The following is a 746-nucleotide window of genomic DNA, read 5'->3' as shown; positions in this document are numbered from 1 at the left end:
ATTAACCACTGCCGCAGCCAAGAAGAAACCAGATCTACCAGAGTACGGCAGTGGGCACTTACACTTATTAAAAACACACTAACACATATTACACAGCAGCTAGAATCAACCAGAAAATCCTTTCCCGGCTGTTCTATTTAATTAAGCAGCTAACAGCATATCACTGCTTTCAATTACACCAACGGTATCAATAAGTGGTGCATCGGATACCATAACGTCAAATTGGCTGGCGATAGGCATATCTTTCAGTGGGGTATTCACATCAATACCCTTAGCGGCGAGGATTTCCAACAAGGGTTCTGCATTGCCCCTCATCAAACCGTAGGTGGCTTTATGCATATCGCCTTGGTGGTTTTCTACCATTGTTTTGGTAGGGTCATATTCACCGGTCAGATCTATGCCACTCAATTTCACTTGCACTTGGTCAAGCTGTTTACCAATGCCACTTGGATTATCACTCAAGTATTCACCCAACTCCAAGTTTGCCATTTTCCCGTGGAAGGTATGGTGGCCCATATTATAGTGCAAATCACCCTCTACGATCATAGCAGTATTAGCACTACTATGAGAGCTGCCAATTGAATATTGGGTACCACTAAACCACCCGCCGCCGGAAAATTGGCCAAAGTCCTTGGCATATCCTGGCGCCTGCGTGTCTTTTATATCACCATGAGTGGTAGCCCACTGCTGAGTATAAGAGGTTAGAGTGTCATTACTGAACTGGCTTTGATATTGGATCGTTACTG

General features: G+C 44.5%; 1 protein-coding gene. It reads right to left on the bottom strand.

The genetic code is table 11. The annotated features are described in order from the left end of the window. Positions 1 to 141: 141 nt before the first annotated feature. The coding region (locus V1952_RS22240) for a heme acquisition protein HasA (protein ID WP_420075596.1) at positions 142 to 746 on the bottom strand (605 nt) is incomplete at its 5' end.

It is taken from the genome of Yersinia sp. 2542 StPb PI (assembly GCF_048593855.1).
GTDB lineage: Bacteria > Pseudomonadota > Gammaproteobacteria > Enterobacterales > Enterobacteriaceae > Yersinia > Yersinia enterocolitica_E.
This window is presented reverse-complemented; position numbering and strand designations above follow the sequence as displayed.